The sequence below is a fragment of the Xanthomonas sp. NCPPB 2586 genome (assembly GCF_041475775.2).
GTDB lineage: Bacteria > Pseudomonadota > Gammaproteobacteria > Xanthomonadales > Xanthomonadaceae > Xanthomonas > Xanthomonas campestris.
In genome coordinates, this window is record NZ_CM192981.1 from 2,961,740 (window position 1) to 2,980,746 (window position 19,007).

Below are 19,007 nucleotides of genomic sequence, written 5' to 3' on the forward strand. Positions count from 1 at the left end.
CGCCGCTTCGGTCAGCGCGTCCTGCCATGCCTTTGGGCACATCCAATAGCGATCGCAGGCGCCTAGGATCGTCGCTCCCTCATCGCCGTTGACCACCATGCCTTCTTTCCTGCGCGCCAGCGTGCTGACGCTTCTTCTGTTGGGCGGGCCGGCCCTGGCGGCCGTGCCGGCAGACAAAAAGACCGACCCCGCCGCCGATGCACCCGCTGCCAAACCGGCGCCGTTGCCTGCCGATGCCAGCGTGCGCCAGAGCACCCGCGTGGCCGGGCGCTCACTGAACTACACCGCCACCGTCGGCACCCTGCCGGTCCGCGATGCGCAGGGCAAGACCACCGGCGAGGTGGTCTTCACCGCCTACACCGTCGACGGCAAGGACCGCCCGGTCACCTTTGCGTTGAATGGCGGCCCGGGTGCTTCATCGGTGTATCTCAACATGGGCGCGATCGGGCCAAAGGTGGTGGCATTTGGCGCCGAAGGCAACAGCGCCTCGGCACCGGCCGCGCTTCGCGACAATCCCGGCACCTGGTTGGACTTCACCGACCTGGTGTTCATCGACCCGATCGGCACCGGCTTCAGCCGCTCTTTGATCAGTGACGACGAGGCCAAGAAGCAGTTCTACAACCCGCAGGCCGACGTCGAATATCTTTCGCGCGTGGTCTACGACTGGCTGCTCAAGAATCGCCGCCTGCAGGCACGCAAATACCTGGTGGGCGAAAGCTACGGCGGCTTCCGCGGCCCACGCATCACCCACTACCTGCAGACCCGCCTGGGCGTGGCGATGAATGGCGTGGTGCTGGTGTCGCCGTACCTCAACCCGACCCTGGACGATAACAGCGATGTGTCGCCGCTGGCCTGGATGATGACGTTGCCCTCCATCGCCGCCGCGCACCTGGAACGCCAGGGCCAGCTCACCGATGCGGCGATGCGCCAGGTCATCGACTACACGCGCGGCGACTACGCGGTGGCACTGATGAAAGGACGCACCGACCCGCAGGCCAGCGAGGCGATGCTGCAGCAGGTCACGCGCATGACCGGACTGGATCCGGCCTATGTGCGGCGCTCCGGCGGGCGCCTGGAAACCCAGGCGTATCTGCGCGAAGTCTTCCGCGATAAAGGCGAGTTGGGCAGCCGTTACGATTCCAACGTGACCGCGTTCGACCCGTTCCCCAACGACCCCGAGCAACGCGCCAACGACCCACTGCTGGACAGCATCATCGCGCCCACCACCACCGCGATGGTGGACTTCGTGACCCGCGTGGTGGGCTGGAAGATCGATGCGCGCTACCAGGCGCTCAATTACGACGTCAACAAGCTCTGGGACTGGGACGATGAGCTGCGCAAGGGCGCGGTGACCCAATTGCGCCAGGCGGTGGCGATCGACCCGAAGTTGCGCGTGCTGATCGCGCACGGCTGGAACGACCTCTCCTGCCCGTTCATGGGTTCGGTGCTCACCGTGGACCAGATGCCGGCGATGGGCAGCGACCATGAGCGCGTGCAGGTGCGCGAGTACCCGGGCGGCCACATGTTCTACAACCGCGCCGACAGCCAGGCCGCGTTCCGCAGCGACGTCAAGGCGATGTACGAGACACGCTGAGGTTGGTCCTGCCGGCGGCAGCAGTCGCCGACAGTGCGCAATGCCTTGCAGCGATCACAGCGCACCGGGCAGCGTGGCCTCCACGTTCCAGCCCAGCCATTCGTAGACACGGTAACGCGCGATGCCCAGGTATTCGTGCAGCGCCACATCGGCCAGGGTGAAGTTGTAGCTCTGCGGCAGCAGCGACCACGAGGCGCGCAACCAATCCGAGCGGACCGGCGTGGTGCGCATACCGAAGTGCAGGAAATACAGCTCTGCACGATGCAGGTGCGTGGCCGAGGACACCAAGACGATGCGCTGCGGCCGGTACGCGCGCAGCAGCGGCTGGCTGAACTGCGCGTTCTGCCAGGTGGTCATGCTGGCCGGCTCCAGAATCAGATCACCGGCCTCCACACCCAAGCCCAGCAACACCCGCCGGTACACCACCGCTTCGCTCAGCCCGAGCCCGCGCGCATCGCCGCCGCTGATCTCGATCTTGCAATCGTTGCCGGTGGCGGCGCAGGCGCGGTACAGGCGCGCCGCCTCGACGATGCGGCCATACGCGAACACGTTTGCTTCGGCCGGCGCGCCCGCACGGTCGGAACGCACCGTGCCCGCGCCAAGCAGCACGATGGCGTTGCGCGCGCCCCAGTCAGTGAAATCGTTGGCGCCGGTGCGCTGCAGGTCGCGCAGCATCCACGACGGCAGCGGGCCGCAGCCCACGGCCAGCACCAGCAGCAGGCTCAGCGCGCCGAGCAGGCGCGAGAAGCGCCGCATGCCCAGCCGATCGATCAGCCAGGCAAAGCCGAACAGCACACAGACCAGCGACAGCATCATCTTGCGTCTCCGTCAGCCAAGAGCGGGACTTCAGGCGTTTGCGTCGCGCAACGCTGGCGCAAGTGACGCATGAGAGCCACGCTGTGTGTCGCATCATCCCCCGGCCAGCATGCCTCATTCGTGGACTACTGACCGCATCCGCGCAAGCGTCTGATAGCGCCGCGCGGGGCGGCGCATCGTCGACGCTGCAGATGACCGCCGCGCGACAGACCTCAGGTCCAGCCGAACAGTTCGAACCCGCGCAGGATCAGATACGCCACGCCACCAGCAGCCGGGATGGTGAGGATCCAGGCCCAGACGATGCGTTCGATCACGCCCAGCCGCAGCGAGCGCGGATTCTTGGCAAAGCCCACGCCCATGATCGCAGTGGAAATGCTGTGCGTGGTCGATACCGGCATGCCGAAATGCGCGGCCACGGTGAGCACGGTCGCCGAGCTGGTTTCCGCCGCAAAGCCGTGGATGGGGTGCAACTTGACCATCTTGTGGCCGAGCGTCTTGATGATCTTCCAGCCGCCCGAAGCGGTGCCGGCAGCCATCACCACTGCGCAGGTCAGCACGATCCACATCGGAATGCCGGCACCCGCGGCCAGCCCGGTGCCCGGATGCAGAAACGACAGCCAGCTCGGCAGATCGTCCAGCGCACCGGCCGACTGCGCGCCGATCAGGGTCATCGCGATGATGCCCATGGTCTTTTGCGCATCGTTATGGCCGTGCGCGTAGCCCATGTAGGCCGCCGAGGCGATCTGCGCCTTGCCGAAGAACGCGTTGACCCAGCGCGGACGCGCCAGCCGGCCGATCGGCCCGCCCAGCTTGGCCATGCCGGCGATCAACGCCCACAGCAGCAGCATCACCACGATGCCCAGCAGGAAGCCGGCGATCGGCGAGGTGATCATCGGCACGAACACTTTCCACAACAGGCCCTTGTTCTTGGCCCAGTTGCCGATGTTTTCCGACCAGATCAGCGCATCCCAGTTGTTGTGCGCGGCAGCCAGGCCGGCACCGCACAGCCCACCGATCAAGGCGTGCGAGGACGACGACGGCAGCCCCTTCCACCAGGTGATCAGGTTCCAGATGATGCCGCCCAGCAGCGCGCACAGGATCACCTGCGGAGTGACATCCACCACGTTGGTGTTGAGCAGGCCCGAGGCGATGGTGAGCGCCACGGCGGTGCCGGTGAGCGCGCCGATGAGGTTCATGCCGGCCGCCAGCATCACCGCCCAGCCGGGCGAGAGCACCTTGGTGGCTACCACGGTAGCGATGGAGTTGGCGGTGTCGTGGAAGCCGTTGATGAACTCGAACACCAGCGCCGCCAGGATCACCACCAGAACAAGGGTAAGCACGCGGCGACCTCAGCTGTTCTTCAGCACGATCTGGTACACCACCACACCGGCCTCGCGGCAACGGTCGATGGCCTTTTCCAGGATCTCGAAGAACTCCTTGAGCAGGAACATCTGCAGGGTATCCAGGCGGCCGGAATAGATGTCGCGGTACAGCTCGAGCATCAGACGGTCGGCTTCGTTTTCCAGCATGCGCAGCTTGTCGTTGAGCGCGGTCATGCGGTCGATGTTCATGCGCGGCAGGTCGGTGACCATTTCCACCACCACCGCGGCGGCCTGCTCCAGCATCGAGGCGCGCGGGGCGAAATCGATGTGTTCCAGGTGCTGGGTGGCCAGCGAATAACGGTCGGCGAACTTCTCGACCTGCTTGGGAATCTTGTACAACGCCGAGCCCAGCGCTTCGATGTCTTCGCGCTCGATCGGGGTCATGAAGCTGTCCACCAGCGCCTGGCCGATCTTGTCGGAGGCAGCGCGTTCGCGCAGACGGGCCAGCTTGAAAGCGTCCAACGCGGGTTGCCGGTCGGACTCGCGCATCATGGCGTGCAAGGCCTTGGTGCTGTCGTAGGCGGCCTCGGCCGCTTCGTTCAGAAGCGCGTAGAACTGCTTGCCGGAACCGAAGATGGTCTGCAACGAGAACATGGGTGGAGGACTTCCTGCCGTCGAGGGAGAGACGGCACCAAGGGCGAATTATGACCGTTCCATGACCTGTCTGGGTATATCGGCGCTGCGCAGCCCCTTCACATGGGCATTTCCCGGCTCGAACCACCCTGTGATTTGCTAACATGCCACCGCGCCTTCGGGCGCATCCTATGGAAGACGACCCTAGCCCCCCCTGTTGCCGCTCCGCCCTTGAGGCCGCCGGCGACCTGCGTATCACCCCGCCCTCCCCTTCACTGACCGGGGAATGCGCCCGTGGTTGAGTTCCTGATCGTCATCGCCCTGATTCTGTTGAACGGCTTCTTCGCCATGTCGGAGATGTCGCTGATGACGTCTCGCAAGAGCCGCCTGAAGCAGATGGCAGGCTCGAGCAAGCGCGCCGCGCGGGCGCTGGCCCTGGCCGAGAGCCCGGAAAACTTCCTGTCCACGGTCCAGATCGGCATCACCCTGATCGGCATCCTGACCGGCGTGTTCGGCGGCGAGGCGATCGGCATCGCCATCGGCACCTGGCTGCAGGGCATCGTGCCGGCGCTGGACCCGTACGCGCCGGTGATCGGCAAGACCCTGGCGGTGGCGCTGATCACCTTCCTGACGCTGATCTTCGGCGAGCTGGTGCCCAAGCGCCTGGCCCTGCGCAATTCCGAAGACATTGCCGGCGTGGTGGCCGTGCCGATGGCCTGGCTGGCGAAGATCGCCGCGCCCGGCGTGTGGGTGCTGGCGCGCTCCACCCGGCTGGTGCTGCGCATGTTGGGCATGGGCAAGGACGAATCGGCGTCTGTCAGCGAAGAAGAGATCCGCATGCTGGTGGCCGAAAGCCACGAAGCCGGCGTGATCGATGCGCACGAGCGCGACATGATGAACCGGGTGATGCGCCTGGGCGACCGCACCGCCGACAGCCTGATGACGCCACGCAACCGCATCGCCTGGCTGGATGCCAACGCCGAACCCGAACGCAATCTGCATGTGATGCGCGAACACGAGTTCTCGCGCTACCCGGTGTACCGCGGTAGCGACCAGGACATTGCCGGCGTGCTGGAGGTCAAATCGCTGGTGACGCGCATGGATGGCCACGGCGCGCACTTGTTCCAGAACCTGCGCGACACCTTGTTCGTCTCCGAATCCACGCATGCGATGAAGCTGCTGGAAATCTTCCGCGAAGAACAGCAATCGATGGCGCTGGTGGTGGACGAATACGGCGAGATTCGCGGGCTGGTCACCATCAGCGACCTGATGGGCGCCGTGGTCGGCCGCCTGCAGTCGGTGGAAAACACCGACGACGATGCGCTGGTGGTCACGCGCGCAGACGGCTCGCTGCTGATCGATGGCTCGCTGCCGGTGGAAGAACTGCGCGAAGTGCTGGGCGCCGAGCTGCCGGAAGCCGATGAGGGCGATTACCACACGCTCGCGGGCCTGTGCATCTACTACTTCGGCCGCATTCCGCAGGCCGGCGAATTCTTCGACTGGGCCGGCTGGCGCATCGAGATCGTCGACCTGGACGGTGCGCGCGTGGACAAACTGCTGTTGCGCCGCGTTGGCGACGAGGACAGCGATGACATCGTCGGGTGATGCCGCGCCGCCGCCCGATGCGGCGGCAGACAGCGAGCAGATGCGCTACCGCAACGAAGGTATCCGCAGCCTGCTGGCTGCCTTCAGCGACGGCGACCCGCAGCAGGTGCTGCGCGTGCGCGAGATCCTGGCCGACCTGCAGCAGAGCGCGTTCGGCGTGTTTCTGTTCCTGGCGATCCTGCCATCGTTCATCCCGATTCCGGGCATAGCCGGCGGCATCAGCGGCCCGCTGACGGTACTCATTGGCGTGCAGATGATGTGCTGCCTGCGCAAGCCCTGGGTGCCGCGCTTCATTGGCGAACGCGGGCCGCGCCGCAGTACCGGCCAACGCTTCATGACGCGGCTGGCGCCAACGCTGCGACGCCTGGACCGGATGCTCAAGCCGCGTCTGCACGGTTTGGTCGATCGCCGTCCAGCGCAGGTATTCACCGGATTGCTGCTGGTGCTGGTCGGCATTCTGCTGACCCTGCCGATCCCGTTCACCAACTACATCTTCGGGCTGATCCTGCTGCTGTTCGCGCTGGCATTGCTCGAACGCGATGGCGCCTTGCTGCTGGTTGGCTGGGGCGCAGCGTTGCTGTCGGTGGCCGCCTTTGGCGTGACCTCCGACCAATTGGTGGACCTGATCCGTGGCTGGTGGCCTGCCGCCTGGCGCTGAGCGCAGGCGACAGGCAGCTGCATCACCCGCTTTACTTGAGGTCCACGACGCGGTTGTCCGACAGGCTGCCCGGATCGTCGGTCACTGCAGTCATCACGAAGTACAGCGCCTTGCCGAGCAGCCCGCCGGGGCCATCCCAATACTCGGCCGATTCGGCGCGCACGTGGATCAGGCGCAGGTTCGGGTCGTCCTTTCCACCTGGGAAAAATACCTTCATTGCCGGCGACCACAGTTGCTCGATCTTGGCGCGGTCATCGATCACCCGCGCAGTGCCGGCCACCGAGACGTAGCTGTTCTTCGATGCTGAGGCATAGGCGACATTGACGCGCGGGTCGGCGGCGATTTCGGCCACCTTCGGGCTGTCGGCGGCGGTGGCAAACCACAGGTCGCCATCGAACTCCACTTCCTGCGTTCCGAGCGGCCGGCTGACCAGCCGGCCGTCGGCCGAGACGGTGGTGAACATTGCCACGTTCACCCCGCGGATCAATTCCGCCAATTGCTTGATGCTCTCGCCACGTTCCTGGATCTGCATGCAGTCACTCCCAATAGATGTGGCTGCATCTGAGCGGATCGGCGCGCAAAGCAACGTGAATCACGCGGTGGTCACGTCCAGCTCGCGGCAGGCCGCCGCAGCGATCTCGAACGAGCGCAGACGCGCGGCGTGTTCGTAGATATTGGCGGTGAACAACAGCTCGTCCGGTGCGTGCCGTTCGATGAAGGCGGCAACGCCCTGCGCCACCTGATCCGCATCGCCGAGCACCGTGCAGGCCAATGCACGCTCCACGCCGGCTTTTTCATGCGGCTGCCAGAACGTTTCGATGTCGTCCACCGGCGGCGGAATCTTGCCCGGCCGGCCGCGACGCAGGTTGACGAAGCTCTGCTGCTGGGTGGTGAACAACTTGCGTGCCTGCGCATGCGTTTCGGCGGCCACCACGTTCAGCGCCAACATCACGTATGGCTTGGACAGCTGCGCGGAGGGACGGAATTCACGGCGGTAAATTGCTACTGCTTCGTCCATTGCATCGGGTGCGAAGTGCGAGGCGAAGGCAAACGACAGCCCCATCGCCGCGGCCAGCCGCGCACTGAACAGGCTGGAGCCGAGCAGCCACACCGGCACGTCCAGGCCCGCACCGGGCACGGCCTGCACCAACTGGCCCGGCACGGCCGGCGCGAAATAGCGCAGCAGTTCGGCCACGTCCTGCGGGAATTGGTCGGCACTGTCGAAGTACCGGCGCAGGGCGCGGGCGGTGGGCTGGTCGGTGCCGGGCGCGCGGCCCAGGCCCAGGTCGATCCGCTGCGGATACAGCGAGGCCAGCGTGCCGAACTGCTCGGCCACCTGCAGCGGGGCGTGGTTGGGCAACATGATGCCGCCAGCGCCCACGCGGATGGTCCTGGTGCCACCGGCGACATGGCCGATCAACACCGCGGTAGCAGCGCTGGCGATGCCCGGCATGTTGTGGTGCTCGGCAAGCCAGTAGCGCTGGTAGCCCCAGCGTTCGGCGTGCTGCGCGAGATCGAGCATGTTGGCGAAGGCGTGGGTGGTGTCGCTGCCTTCGCAGACCGGTGCCAGGTCCAGCACGGAAATGGGCGTCATTGGATGACTCCGGGAAGAATGATGGGACAGAGATGGGGCTGCGCTGCGCGCATTGCCAGCGGTACAAGGGCTGGCTGGGGGATTACAGCGTCCCAGCAGGTGAACACCGGTGGGCGCGTCTGTGGCGGTCAGGCAGACCGCAGCGAAGCGTACTGTGTCGCGGGAGTGGTCGGGCTTGCTTGAGCGGATTGATGGCCAGCGAACGGCAGCCGCGACGCATACGTGCGCATGTGGGGCACGGCATCGCGCGTGCATTTCGCAGTGGTGAAATCACGCAAAGCCGCGCTGCAGCCCTCCGCCAGCGGGCATGTCAGGCGGGCACACACCCCCTTGCGAACATGCAGCGCAGGTAGCGAAGCCGCACTGCGCAATGCCGCAGCTGGCTTGGCTATGCTCAGGCGCCCTGCCACTTGGCGCCTGCAATGACGTCTTCTTCCACCTCCGCTGCCGCGACGGCGAGCAGTGCGCAGATCGCCGCGCGCATCGACCGCCTGCCCGCCAGCGCCACGCTGTGGCGGCTGGTCGGGCTGCTGGCGCTGGGCGGTTTCTTCGAGTTGTACGACCTGTTCCAGACCGCCTATATCAGCCCGGGGCTCATTCGCGACGGCATCTTTGCCAGCGGCAATGACGGCGCCTTCGGCATGTCCGACCAAGCCGCGTTTGCCGCGGCGACCTTTCTTGGTCTGTTCGTCGGGGCCGCCCTGCTCAGCCCCTTTGCCGATCGCTTCGGTCGCCGCCTGGTGTTCACCGTGGCGTTGGTCTGGTACACCGCCGCCACGGTGGCCATGGGCCTGCAGAGCACTGCCACGGCAGTGATCGTGCTGCGCTTTGTGGTGGGGATCGGGCTGGGCATCGAACTGGTGACCATCGATACCTACCTGTCCGAACTGGTACCGCGTCACATGCGCGGGGCCGCATTTGCGTTCGCGTTTTTCCTGCAGTTCCTGGCGGTGCCCAGCGTGGCGCTGAGCGCCTGGCTGCTGGTGCCGCACGCGCCGCTGGGTGTCAGCGGCTGGCGCTGGGTGGTGTTGCTGAGCGGTGTGTTTGCGCTGGCGATCTGGTGGCTGCGCAGCCGGCTGCCGGAGTCCGCACGCTGGCTGGCGGCGCAAGGGCGGCATGCCGAGGCCGAAGCGGTGATGGCCCAGCTCGAAGCTGCCTGCAGCCGCGATCTTGGCCGGGCGTTGCCGCCGCCGGAACCGGTGCAACGGGTCGCCGCACCCGACAGCCGTCTATCCGCATTGTGGCGGCAGCCCTACCGCGGGCGTATCGGCATGCTGGTGGTGTTCCAGATCTTCCAGGCCATCGGCTTCTTCGGTTTTGGCAACTGGCTGCCTGCGCTCATCAACGCGCAAGGCGCCGGGGTGACCAAGAGCCTGGCGTATGCGTTTGCGATTTCGCTCGCTTACCCATTGGCGCCGCTGTTGCTGCTGCGTGTTGCGCATCGCTGGGAAAACAAATGGCAGATCAGTGCATCGGCTCTGGGTGCAGTGGTATTTGGCGTGCTCTTCGCGCTACAGCACGCGCCGCTGGGCATGATTGCCTGCGGGGCGATGATTGCCTTCTGCAATGCGTGGATGAGCTTTGCCTACCACGGCTACCAGGCCGAACTGTTCCCCACGGCACTGCGCGCACGTGCGGTGGGTTTTTGCTATTCCTTCAGCCGGTTGTCTACGGCCGGCAGCAGCGTGTTGATCGGTTGGCTGCTGGCGCAGACCGGCAGCCACGGCGTGCTGGCCTTCATCGTGATCAGCATGACGATCGTGGCCAGCGTGATTGCTGCGTTCGGCCCACGCACGCGCAATCGTGCTTTGGAAGACATCGCGGGCTGATTGCCGCGTAGCGCCTGTAGCGCAAAGCCGTGCGGCGTCGCGTGAGCGTCGTGCGTTGATGGTTGATGCGGGCCGCTGCGCTACGGCACGGCTTCCGCGGGGGTGGTCGCCGCAGCACCCAGGGGCACCGTGTGGTCGGCGATGCTGGCCAGGCTGGTGCGATGCGAGACCACCACCAGCGCGGTCTGCGGTAACCGCTGGCGCAACATGCACAGCACCTGTTGCTCAGACTGCGCATCCAGTGCGCTGGTCGCTTCGTCCAGCAAGGCCAGCGCTGGGGCGCGCAACAACACTTGTGCCAGCAACAGCCGTTGCAGTTCACCGCCGGAGAGCCGGCCATCGCTGCCATTGATCGGCGCATCCAGCCCGAGCGGATCGCGCTGCAGCCGCGCACCCAGGCCGACATCGGCAAGCGCCGCCCACATGTCTGCCTCCAACGCGCCGGGCAGCGCCCACTTCAGGCAATCGCGCACGCATCGCTGCCATGGACGTACGCCCTGCCCCACATAGGCGCTGTGGCGGATCAGTGCGCGGTACTCGGGAAACCCGAGCATGCGGCCCGCCATGCGTGCCTGCAGGTGCAACGGCGCGGTCTGGCCCGACAGCACATCCATCAGGCTGCTCTTGCCGATGCCCGATGGCCCCACCACCAGGGTGATCTGCCCGGGCACCAGCGCCAGGGGGGGAATCTGCAGCGCGGACAGTGGCTGCAGCAGCGTGACGCGATCAATCTGCAGCGGCGCCGGCAATGTCGAAGCATCAGCACGTGTGGATTCACTGCGCGGGGCGGCAAGCGCCACATAGCGGCGCCACAGTTGCAAGGCCGGCCACGCCGAACGCAACTGCTGCACGCTTTGCCGGGTGGACACCAGATACGGCAGCAGGCGGCCCAGCAACAGGCTGACGGTGATCAACGCGGCGCGATCGGCGCCCTGCCACAGGTTGGCCACCACCAGAATGCCGGCGATGGCGGCCACTGCGGTGAGCTCCAGCAGCAGGCGGCTGTTGGCCACCAGTGCCTGCTGCTGCGCGTAGCCCTGCCCCAGGCGATCGGAAATGCGCGTGTAGTGGCCGGTTTCGACATCCTCGCGCTGGAACGAGCGCACGTGGCGCAGCCGCCGCGGGAAGTCCTCGCTCAGCCAGAACAGCCGGGTCATGTCGGCCACGTAGTCGCGACTGATACGGGCCTGCTGCGCACTGCCCGAAGCCCGCAGCCCGCACCAGGCCAGCACCAGCAACACCGGCGCGGCGGCAGCCAGACCCGGCACGATCAACAGCGCCAGACACACACTCACCACTGCGGTGATGCCGGCCACCAGCAACTGCAGCACCGCACTGAACCCCTGCGTGGCGATCTCGATGTTGTAGGTCAGCACGTTGGCGATTTCCGCCGAGCTGGCATCGGCCAAGGCCGGCAATGGCGCCTCGAGCAAGGAGGCATGCACGCGCTGGCGCAGGCCAATGGCATAGCGGCTGGTCAAGCGGGCCGCCAACCGCGCGCTCTGCCAGCGCAACACGGCAAACAGCAGGCTCACCAGGACGAACAGGCTTGCCTGCAATGGCAGGCCGCCGGGCAGGACCAGTACCTGCCCGGCCACGCGCAGGCCCTGGCCGGGCTGCACCAGCGGCACCAGGCACACGGCCACCGCGCTGCCCGCCAAAGCGGCGGCGAGCGACAGCAGCACGTAGAGCGCAATGCGGCTGCGATCGGCGCGCACCAACGTGGCGGCAAAGCTGCGCACCACCATGCGGACCGATGCACGCGATGTGGCGGCGTCCATTTCAGCGCTCGTCATGGGTTCACGTCTTGCGCCATGCGCTCACGCGCCCGGCAGTGAGGATGCGGCGCGGTGCAGCAGCTGCAGCAGCGCATCCACTGCGGCATCCGGATGCGCGCCGCGTTGCATGCGGTATACGCCACGCTGCTGCACCTGCGCGATGAAATGCGACCAGCCGGGCTGGCCGGCCGCATATGGCTGATCCGCCGCCAGGCATGCAGCGATCTCCTCGTGCGCCATCGGCGTCAGCAGGTGGGCCGGATCGGTGGCCGGCACATCGCTCAGCAACACCACCGCCGCCAACGGCAGCGGTGCCGGCGCGAGCACCGCGCGACTATCGCGCAGATCGACCTCGAACTTTTCCACCCCGCTGCGCCGCCGGATGGTGGGGGCCGCACTGATCCAGGCGCGGGTGGGTGCGTCCAGCAGGCCCAGCGATGCCGGCCGCAGATGCAGGAAGTTGGCTACGCCGGTTGCAACCAGATGGTGCGGCTCCACAAAGACGCCGTCTTCGGCCAAAAATTGCAGCCCACGCAACAGGCTGTGCAAGGCCAGGGTCGACTTGCCGGCGCCACTGGCCCCGAGCAAGAGCGCACCATGTCCCTGCCAGCCAACGCAGGCGCCGTGCAGCGGCACCAGCGACATGCCACGCGCTGCCAACAGGAACACCGCGAATTCGATCAACTCGTAGCGCAGGTGATAGGCATGCATGAGCATGTCGTCCGACACCACCACCATGGCGCGCCGCTCGGCGACCGACACCATCAGGTAGTTGCATTCGTCCATCACCCCGCACAGCAGACCGGCAGCGGCATGCGTGCGAACCGGCGGCGGCTCGGCCACCGGCGCGCGCGGCGCACGCGCCACCACATCCAGGGTGATATGGAACTGCGGGGCGCCATCGAAGCGATGCGCAGGCAGCCCGGCGTACGCGGCCTCAACCAGCGCAAGCAGCGCCGGGCTGTCGCTTTCGAAGTGGAACGACGCGCCAAGTACCTGCTTGCGCACGCCATGCCGGCGTGGCCGTTGCTCGTCAAACGGATCCAGCGGGGCCGGCATTGCAGCGTGCGCGCGCTCCGCCCGCAACGCGCTGATTGGCGCCAATTCCGCCACTGCGGCCGACTGCGGCATGCCGTTTCATCCGTGCACAAGTTCAGCCGGTGTGTGCGGCTCGGCCGCCGAAAGGTTGCGTGCATTGCCCGCCGCGCGCATGAACGGCGCGCAGCGCACGGCTCGTGCATCGGCACAACCAAAGTGGCTTGCATGCGCACCTACTGCCGAGCCGAATGCCGGTGTCTTGCGCGCGCCGCTGCTGCGCCCACCTGGCGACAGAACGAGAACCTTGCGCAGATGCTAAAGATCCAGGTCAGCCATTCGTACTTCCTGCGTTACGACCCCAAACAATGGGAACGCGGCAAGCCCTATCCGCCGCTTGCCACGTTGCAGGTGGCCGCCTTGCTGCGCGAACACGGCCATCGTTTGAGCCTGTTCGATGCCATGCTTGCCGACGACGTGCAGGACTACCCCGGCGCGCTGCAGGCGGCGCAGCCGGACCTGGTGGTGTTCTACGAAGACAACTTCAACTTCCTCACCAAGATGTGCCTGAGCCGCATGCGCGAGGCGGCCTGCACGATGATCGCCACCGCGCGCGCGCAGGGCTGCCGCGTGCTGGTGGCCGGCTCCGATGCCTCCGACAACCCGGATGTGTTTCTGGCCGCCGGTGCCGATGCAGTGTTGATCGGCGAAGGTATCGCGCCGTTGCTGGAACTGGTGGCGCGGTTGGACGCGAACCCGCAATGCGCACCCGACACCTGGCTGGACGGCGTGGCACGCATCGCCACCGCGCATCCTGCCGCCGCTCGCGAACACGTGGGCGCGCAGCCGCCGGATGCGCGGCTGGGCGGATTGCCCGCGTGGGATCTGGTGGACATCCCGCGCTATCGCACCTTCTGGCAACAACGCCACGGCTATTTCAGCCTCAACATGGCCGCCTCGCGCGGCTGCCCGTTCCGCTGCAACTGGTGCGCCAAGCCGATCTGGGGCAACCACTACAAGCGCCGCAGCGCAGAAGACGTGGCCGCAGAGATGATCCACCTCAAGCGCACATTTGGGCCCGATCACATCTGGATGGCCGATGACATCTTCGGCTTCCATATCGACTGGGTGGAAACCTTCGCCGAGCAGCTCAGCGATGCCGATGGTGCGATCCCCTTCATGATCCAGACGCGCGCCGATCTTGCCAGCGACCGCATGGCTACCGCCCTGGCGCGTGCCGGTTGCGCCGAGGCGTGGCTGGGCGCGGAAAGCGGGAGCCAGCGCATCCTGGACAAGATGACCAAGGGCACGCAGGTGGCCGATGTCATCGCCGCACGCCGCCGCCTGGGTGCGCGCGGGATCCGCGTGGGCTTCTTCATCCAGCTGGGCTATCTGGGCGAAGAACTCGTCGACATCCTGGCCACCCGCGCCTTGGTGCGCGAGGCCGCACCGGATCTCATCGGTGTCAGCGTGTCGTATCCGCTGCCCGGCACCAAGTTCTACGAGGAAGTGAAAAACCAGCTGGGTGGCAAGACGCATTGGCAGGACAGCGACGACCTGGCAATGATGTTCCGCGGTGCCTACGACTCGGAGTTCTACCGCAGCGTGCGCAACCTGCTGCACACCGAAGTGGACCTGCAGCAGGCGCGCACCACGATGGGCGATCTGGCGTATGCGCAGGCGTGGCAAGCGCTGGAGCAGCGCTGGGACAGCTTGATCGCCTCCGAGCACGCACATCGCACCGAACCGTTGATGGCGGCGGCGCGACCAGTGCGCCAGCTGGCCAGCGTGCTGGTCGGCTGAAACGCGCCACGGCCCTGCACCACCGTTGTTACCTCTTTTCCGGATTGCCTCGATGCAGCCTTCGCTTCGCACGATCAAACACGGCCTGCGCACGGCCACCGAACGGCTCGCCCGGGAGCTTGCGCAGCCCAGCGACGCGCCGCCACGCTGGGATCGCCTGCAATGGCAGCTGGCAGCCGCTGCCGCCGCCGCACATGGCGTTTCGCCGCTGCTGCAACGCCAATCGCTGTGGCAGACAGCCGAATGGACACGCTTCCTCGATGAGCAGCGTGCGCACGTGGCGCATCGCCATCGCCGCATCGCCTTGCTGTTGACCCAGATCGATGCCGCCGCAAGAAGCGCCGGCATTGCAGTGACTGGACTCAAGGGCACTGCCCTGCATCGGCTGGGCGTGTATCTGCCCGGCGACCGGCCCATGGCCGACATCGATCTATTGGTAGAGGCTGAGGACGCGCCGCGTGCGGCCGAGCTGCTGTGTGCGCTGGGCTATGTGGCCTCGTTCGACCAATGGAAGCACCAGGTGTTCAAGCCGGTGCACGGCGAGGCCGTGGCCGGGCTGGGCGAGCACCGCGATGCACCGATCAGCATCGAGCTGCACACGCGCATCCAGGAACGCTTGCCGGTGGCGTGTGTGGACATCACCGCGCGTGTACTGCCGGAGCGTCCGCAGCCCGGTCTGAACGCCTATCCGTCGATTGGCGCGTTGATGTGCCATTTGCTGCTGCACGCCGCCGGCGGTATCTGCCACCGCAGCGTCCGCCTGATGCACCTGCACGACCTGGCACTGCTGGTCACACGCATGGGCCCGCGCGATTGGGAGGTGCTGTGGGAAGACAGCGCTGCGCCGCCGTGGTGGGCGTTGCCGCCGCTGCTGCTGCTGCAGCGCTACTACGGCGATGTGGTGCCGGCCGCGGTGCTGGCGCGCCTGCGCGCGCAGTGTGCGCCGCTGTTGCGGATGCGCGCCGCGCGCCTGACCTTGACGACCGCGTCCTGCTCCAACTTATGGCTGCCGGCGTTGCCCGGCATCGAATGGTCACGCTCGCTGGGCGAGGCACGCCAGTACCTACACCAGCGCATCGCGCCGTCGGCAGAGAGCCGCAAAGAGCGCGCCGACATGCTGCGCACGCAGTTGTGGCTGCAAGACCAGCCGTGGGTGCGCCAGTCACAGACGCGGCGGCTGATGACGCGCCTCACCCGCCCGGTGCCACGCACCGACATGCTGTACGTGGTGCGCGCGGCGCTGGATGGGTATCTGCAGCCGGCCTGAGGCCAACCTGCAGTTGATCAGCGCAGCGGTCGCTGCGCGCAGAGTTCGCGGTACAGGGTTTCGAACAGCCGGGTGGTCAGCCCGGCATCTTCGCGGGTGGCGCGGCATTGCGCGGCCCAGGCAAGCCGCAGGCGCAGTTCGTCGTCGGCCAGCACCTGGCGGATCGCTTCGGCCAGGCCGGCCCAATCGCCCGGTGGTACCGCCAGTGCGGCGCTCGGCGCCCACTCGGCCAGATGGCCCACCGCCGTACCCACCGTGGGCACGCCCACCAGCGCGGCCTCCAGTAACACCATCGGCCCGGCTTCGTGCAGCGAGGACATCAGCAGCAGATCGGCGGACTGCATGATCGGGCGCAATTCGCGCTGTGTCTTGAAGCCCACAAAGCGCACCTGCGCGCCGAGATCCAGCTGTTCGGCCAATGCGTGGATCCTGCCGTCGAGCGTGTCCACACCGACGATGTCCACCACGAACGCCACACCGGCACGCTTGAGGGCAGCCAGGGCGCGCAGCAAGGTGGTCTGATCCTTGACCGGGTTGAGGCTGGCCACGTGCAGCAGCCGCGCCACACCGCCGCTGCGTGCCCGCGGCGGCGCCGGTGGCCACGCGCGCAGGTCCACGCCCAGCGGCACACGCTGCGCCGTCACGCCCAGCGCATGCAACGAAGCAATGATGGGCAGGCTGGCCGCGGTGACACGGTCTGCCAGGCGCAGGATCACCGCCTCGCGCAGGCGCCCGCGCCAACGCCGGCGGCCGCCGTAGCCGATGCCGTGCAGCGCCACCAACTCGCCGCCGGCGATATGCACCACGCTGGGCCGCCGCAGCAGCTTGGCCGCCACCACCGCGATCAAGCTGCAATAGCCTGAAAACAGGGCCTGCACCACGTCGAATGGCGCGCGCCGATGCTCCTCGCGGATCGCGGCGATGGCACGCAGGCGGGTGCGGTGTTGGCCGATGTTGTGCACGGTGGCGCCGCGCAGCATCCAGGTCGCCGGTTCCGGCTCCTGGTGCAGCACGAACACATGCACCTCGTGGTTCCGTGCCAACCAGTCGATCAAGGTCAGAAACACCGGAATCACGCGCACTTCGCCGCTGCGATCCACGCCACCGGGCACCACTACCGCCAGTTTCATTGCCGTTGCCCCGCTGCCGTGCGCAGCACCTGTGTGTAGGCGTCGCGCCATTGCCGGCCCACTGCGGCAAACGACAACCGCGCATCGAAATACGCACGCACCTGCGCCCGGCTGGGGCGCTGGCGTGCGTGTGAAACCAGAAGATCGGACAGGCGCGCGGCATCGCCCACCGGAAACAGCGCGCCCATGGACGCGTTGTCGCTGAGCGCTCGGAAGGCGGGAATGTCGCTCAGCAGCGGCAGCGTTCCGCAGGCATAGGCTTCCAGCGCGGCATAGCCGCAACTCTCCGCATGGCTGGCGGAGACGAACACATCCGCCGCCCGCTGCAGCTGCTGAATTTGCGCATGCGTGACCTTCCCTAGCAAGTGCACGCGTGATGCAAGCCGTGGGTCGTCGTGGATGCGCTGGCGCACCGCCTCCAGCAGCGGCGTCTCATGGAAGGCGCACCACAGCCGCAGGCCAGGCAGACGCGCTGCCGCCATGGCCACGGCATCCAGCACGCACAGCGGGTCCTTGCCCTCGCTCAAATGACCAACCCACAGCACGCATGGGTCGCCGGCCAGGCCGGTGACCGCACGCGCCTGGATGCGGTCGCCCGGCGTGAAGCGGCTACTCGACTCGGGGATCGCAAACAGCTGCGTGCGCGGCCCAAACAGCTTGGCACGGACGAAGGGCTGCGCCAGCGCCAGCGAGGTGAACGCGATGCCGGCCGCCGCTGCGTAGCGCGCGCGCCACACCGGCTTGCGCCACCAGCGCGGCGGCCGATTGGCATGGTCCTGCAGCACGATCGGCACCTGCGGCAACAACCGTGCAAGGCGCCGCGCATCGCCGGCAAATTCCAGCCCGTGCACATGGATCACCGCAACGTCGAGTTGCTGCAACAGATCAGCCAGCCGCCGCGCACGTGCGGCGCTGCCGCGCTTGCCAGGGTCGAGAAAGTGATACGCCACGCCCTGCCGCGTCAGCTGCTCGGTGTGCGCAGACACCTGCACTACCGTCACCTGGGTGCCGGTGCTGGCGACTGCCTCAGCAATGTCGGCCAGCGATGGCCACTGCGCGAATACCTGCGCAGCGTCCCAGCCACTTGGTGCGGGCAGCAGATTGAGATGGGCCACGTGCACGTCAGTCCCCGGAGCGCAGGAGACGTGCCGGGCGCGCGATGTGGGCACGACTGCCCGCGTTCTGCGCGATCCGTTGCACCGCGTGGCGCCAAACTGCCGCCTTCACATCGCTCACCATGCCGCTCACGCGAGCCGTCGCAGGCGTAGCACCAGCGCCACCGGCACTTGCAGCGCGGCGGTGTCGAAGCGCGCGCCGGGCGGGATGTCGGCAGGATCGAGCATCGGCTCGGCCACCGCCTCGATCGCCAGATCCAGCGCCGCGCATGCCGAATGCCAATGGCTGTAGAGATGTTGGGTATGGCGGATGGCGTAGTGCTGGCCGTCGGCCTTGAAGTCGCGTCGCCAGCCCAGCGCATGACCGATCGGATGCACGTCGCTGCACAGCACGCTGCCGCCGATGCGGGTGACGCGCCGCAGTTGCTCCAGCGCCGTCCACAGCCGTGGCAGATGCCCGACCACCAGGCCGCACACGGTGATGTCGGCCATGGCATCGACAACCGGCAACTGTTCCAGGCTGCCCTGCTGCAGGGAGAAGCACGTGGCGGGCCAGCGTTGCGCCAGTTCGTGCGCGGCGCGTTGCAGCATTTCCGGCGAGAGGTCTACGCCAGTGACCTGCGCAGCGCCGCGTTGCAGCGCCTGCAGCATGTAGCGCCCGCTGCCACAGCCGGCATCGAGCACATGCTGGCTGCGCAGGTCGGTGGGCAACAGCGCCAGCATGGCGCGCTGCTCGGCGAGCATCACCGGGTTGTGCGCGTGCGGCGGATACGCCTGCGCCCACAGCGCATACGCTGCGGCCGGCTCCAGCGTGGGCACACTGCTCAT

At 67.0% G+C, this 19,007-nt stretch carries 16 protein-coding genes; 6 read left to right on the forward strand and 10 right to left on the reverse strand.

All coding sequences use genetic code 11. From position 1 onward, the window contains the following. Positions 1-97 precede the first annotated feature (97 nt). Positions 98-1,594: a S10 family peptidase gene (locus ACCQ09_RS12670; RefSeq protein ID WP_011036870.1), complete on the forward strand. Its 1,497-nt coding sequence runs from the start codon at positions 98-100 to the stop codon at positions 1,592-1,594. Between the two features lie 54 nt (positions 1,595-1,648). On the opposite strand, the gene ACCQ09_RS12675 is transcribed toward ACCQ09_RS12670, so the two are convergent. The 3 genes from ACCQ09_RS12675 to ACCQ09_RS12685 form a co-directional block, all read right to left on the reverse strand. Beyond that, entirely contained in the window at positions 1,649-2,410 is a 762-nt protein-coding gene (locus ACCQ09_RS12675) for a YdcF family protein (protein WP_011036869.1), read from the reverse strand. A gap of 212 nt (positions 2,411-2,622) precedes the next feature. Further along, complete coding sequence (locus ACCQ09_RS12680) at positions 2,623-3,750, reverse strand: inorganic phosphate transporter (RefSeq protein ID WP_011036868.1); 1,128 nt, start codon at positions 3,748-3,750, stop codon at positions 2,623-2,625. A gap of 9 nt (positions 3,751-3,759) precedes the next feature. Continuing rightward, positions 3,760-4,386: a DUF47 domain-containing protein gene (locus ACCQ09_RS12685; protein ID WP_011036867.1), complete on the reverse strand. Its 627-nt coding sequence runs from the start codon at positions 4,384-4,386 to the stop codon at positions 3,760-3,762. A gap of 273 nt (positions 4,387-4,659) precedes the next feature. On the opposite strand from ACCQ09_RS12685, the gene ACCQ09_RS12690 reads away from it, so the two are divergent. Further along, positions 4,660-5,970: a hemolysin family protein gene (locus tag ACCQ09_RS12690; RefSeq protein WP_040941439.1), complete on the forward strand. Its 1,311-nt coding sequence runs from the start codon at positions 4,660-4,662 to the stop codon at positions 5,968-5,970. Further along, positions 5,954-6,628: an exopolysaccharide biosynthesis protein gene (locus ACCQ09_RS12695; protein WP_012438572.1), complete on the forward strand. Its 675-nt coding sequence runs from the start codon at positions 5,954-5,956 to the stop codon at positions 6,626-6,628. Before ACCQ09_RS12690 ends, ACCQ09_RS12695 begins: the two co-directional genes overlap by 17 nt. A gap of 31 nt (positions 6,629-6,659) precedes the next feature. Here the strand turns inward: ACCQ09_RS12695 and ACCQ09_RS12700 are convergent, their stop codons facing one another. Both ACCQ09_RS12700 and ACCQ09_RS12705 read right to left on the reverse strand, forming a co-directional pair. Continuing rightward, positions 6,660-7,160 carry a pyridoxamine 5'-phosphate oxidase family protein gene (locus tag ACCQ09_RS12700; protein ID WP_011036864.1) on the reverse strand — a complete coding sequence of 167 codons (501 nt, stop codon included), beginning with the start codon at positions 7,158-7,160 and terminating at the stop codon, positions 6,660-6,662. Positions 7,161-7,220: 60 nt separating this feature from the next. Next, complete coding sequence (locus tag ACCQ09_RS12705; RefSeq protein WP_014507466.1) at positions 7,221-8,222, reverse strand: LLM class flavin-dependent oxidoreductase; 1,002 nt, start codon at positions 8,220-8,222, stop codon at positions 7,221-7,223. A gap of 422 nt (positions 8,223-8,644) precedes the next feature. Between ACCQ09_RS12705 and ACCQ09_RS12710 the strand changes: the two genes are divergently transcribed. Beyond that, the gene (locus ACCQ09_RS12710; protein ID WP_012438575.1) at positions 8,645-10,051 is read left to right on the forward strand and encodes an MFS transporter; all 1,407 of its coding nucleotides are present in this window, start codon (positions 8,645-8,647) and stop codon (positions 10,049-10,051) included. 80 nt (positions 10,052-10,131) lie between these two features. On the opposite strand, the gene ACCQ09_RS12715 is transcribed toward ACCQ09_RS12710, so the two are convergent. Together ACCQ09_RS12715 and ACCQ09_RS12720 are read right to left on the reverse strand one after the other, a co-directional pair. Beyond that, positions 10,132-11,832, reverse strand: coding sequence for an ATP-binding cassette domain-containing protein (locus tag ACCQ09_RS12715; RefSeq protein ID WP_052844680.1), 1,701 nt, complete (start codon positions 11,830-11,832; stop codon positions 10,132-10,134). Between the two features lie 39 nt (positions 11,833-11,871). Further along, complete coding sequence (locus ACCQ09_RS12720) at positions 11,872-12,960, reverse strand: HPr kinase/phosphatase C-terminal domain-containing protein (RefSeq protein ID WP_040941441.1); 1,089 nt, start codon at positions 12,958-12,960, stop codon at positions 11,872-11,874. A gap of 219 nt (positions 12,961-13,179) precedes the next feature. Here ACCQ09_RS12720 and ACCQ09_RS12725 point away from each other — a divergent pair, with 219 nt between their 5' ends. Further along, entirely contained in the window at positions 13,180-14,667 is a 1,488-nt protein-coding gene (locus tag ACCQ09_RS12725; RefSeq protein ID WP_040941442.1) for a B12-binding domain-containing radical SAM protein, read from the forward strand. Positions 14,668-14,719: 52 nt separating this feature from the next. Beyond that, a complete protein-coding gene (locus ACCQ09_RS12730) occupies positions 14,720-15,934 on the forward strand; it encodes a nucleotidyltransferase family protein (protein ID WP_040941443.1) in 1,215 nt (404 codons plus the stop codon). A 17-nt stretch (positions 15,935-15,951) separates the two neighbouring features. Here ACCQ09_RS12730 and ACCQ09_RS12735 read toward each other — a convergent pair whose 3' ends face one another. The 3 genes from ACCQ09_RS12735 to ACCQ09_RS12745 all read right to left on the reverse strand — a co-directional run bounded on the left by ACCQ09_RS12735 (position 15,952) and on the right by ACCQ09_RS12745 (position 19,007). Then, entirely contained in the window at positions 15,952-17,064 is a 1,113-nt protein-coding gene (locus ACCQ09_RS12735; protein WP_040941444.1) for a glycosyltransferase family 4 protein, read from the reverse strand. Beyond that, positions 17,061-18,185, reverse strand: coding sequence for a glycosyltransferase family 4 protein (locus ACCQ09_RS12740; protein ID WP_040941445.1), 1,125 nt, complete (start codon positions 18,183-18,185; stop codon positions 17,061-17,063). Before ACCQ09_RS12740 ends, ACCQ09_RS12735 begins: the two co-directional genes overlap by 4 nt. A gap of 123 nt (positions 18,186-18,308) precedes the next feature. Beyond that, entirely contained in the window at positions 18,309-19,007 is a 699-nt protein-coding gene (locus tag ACCQ09_RS12745) for a class I SAM-dependent methyltransferase (protein ID WP_040942331.1), read from the reverse strand.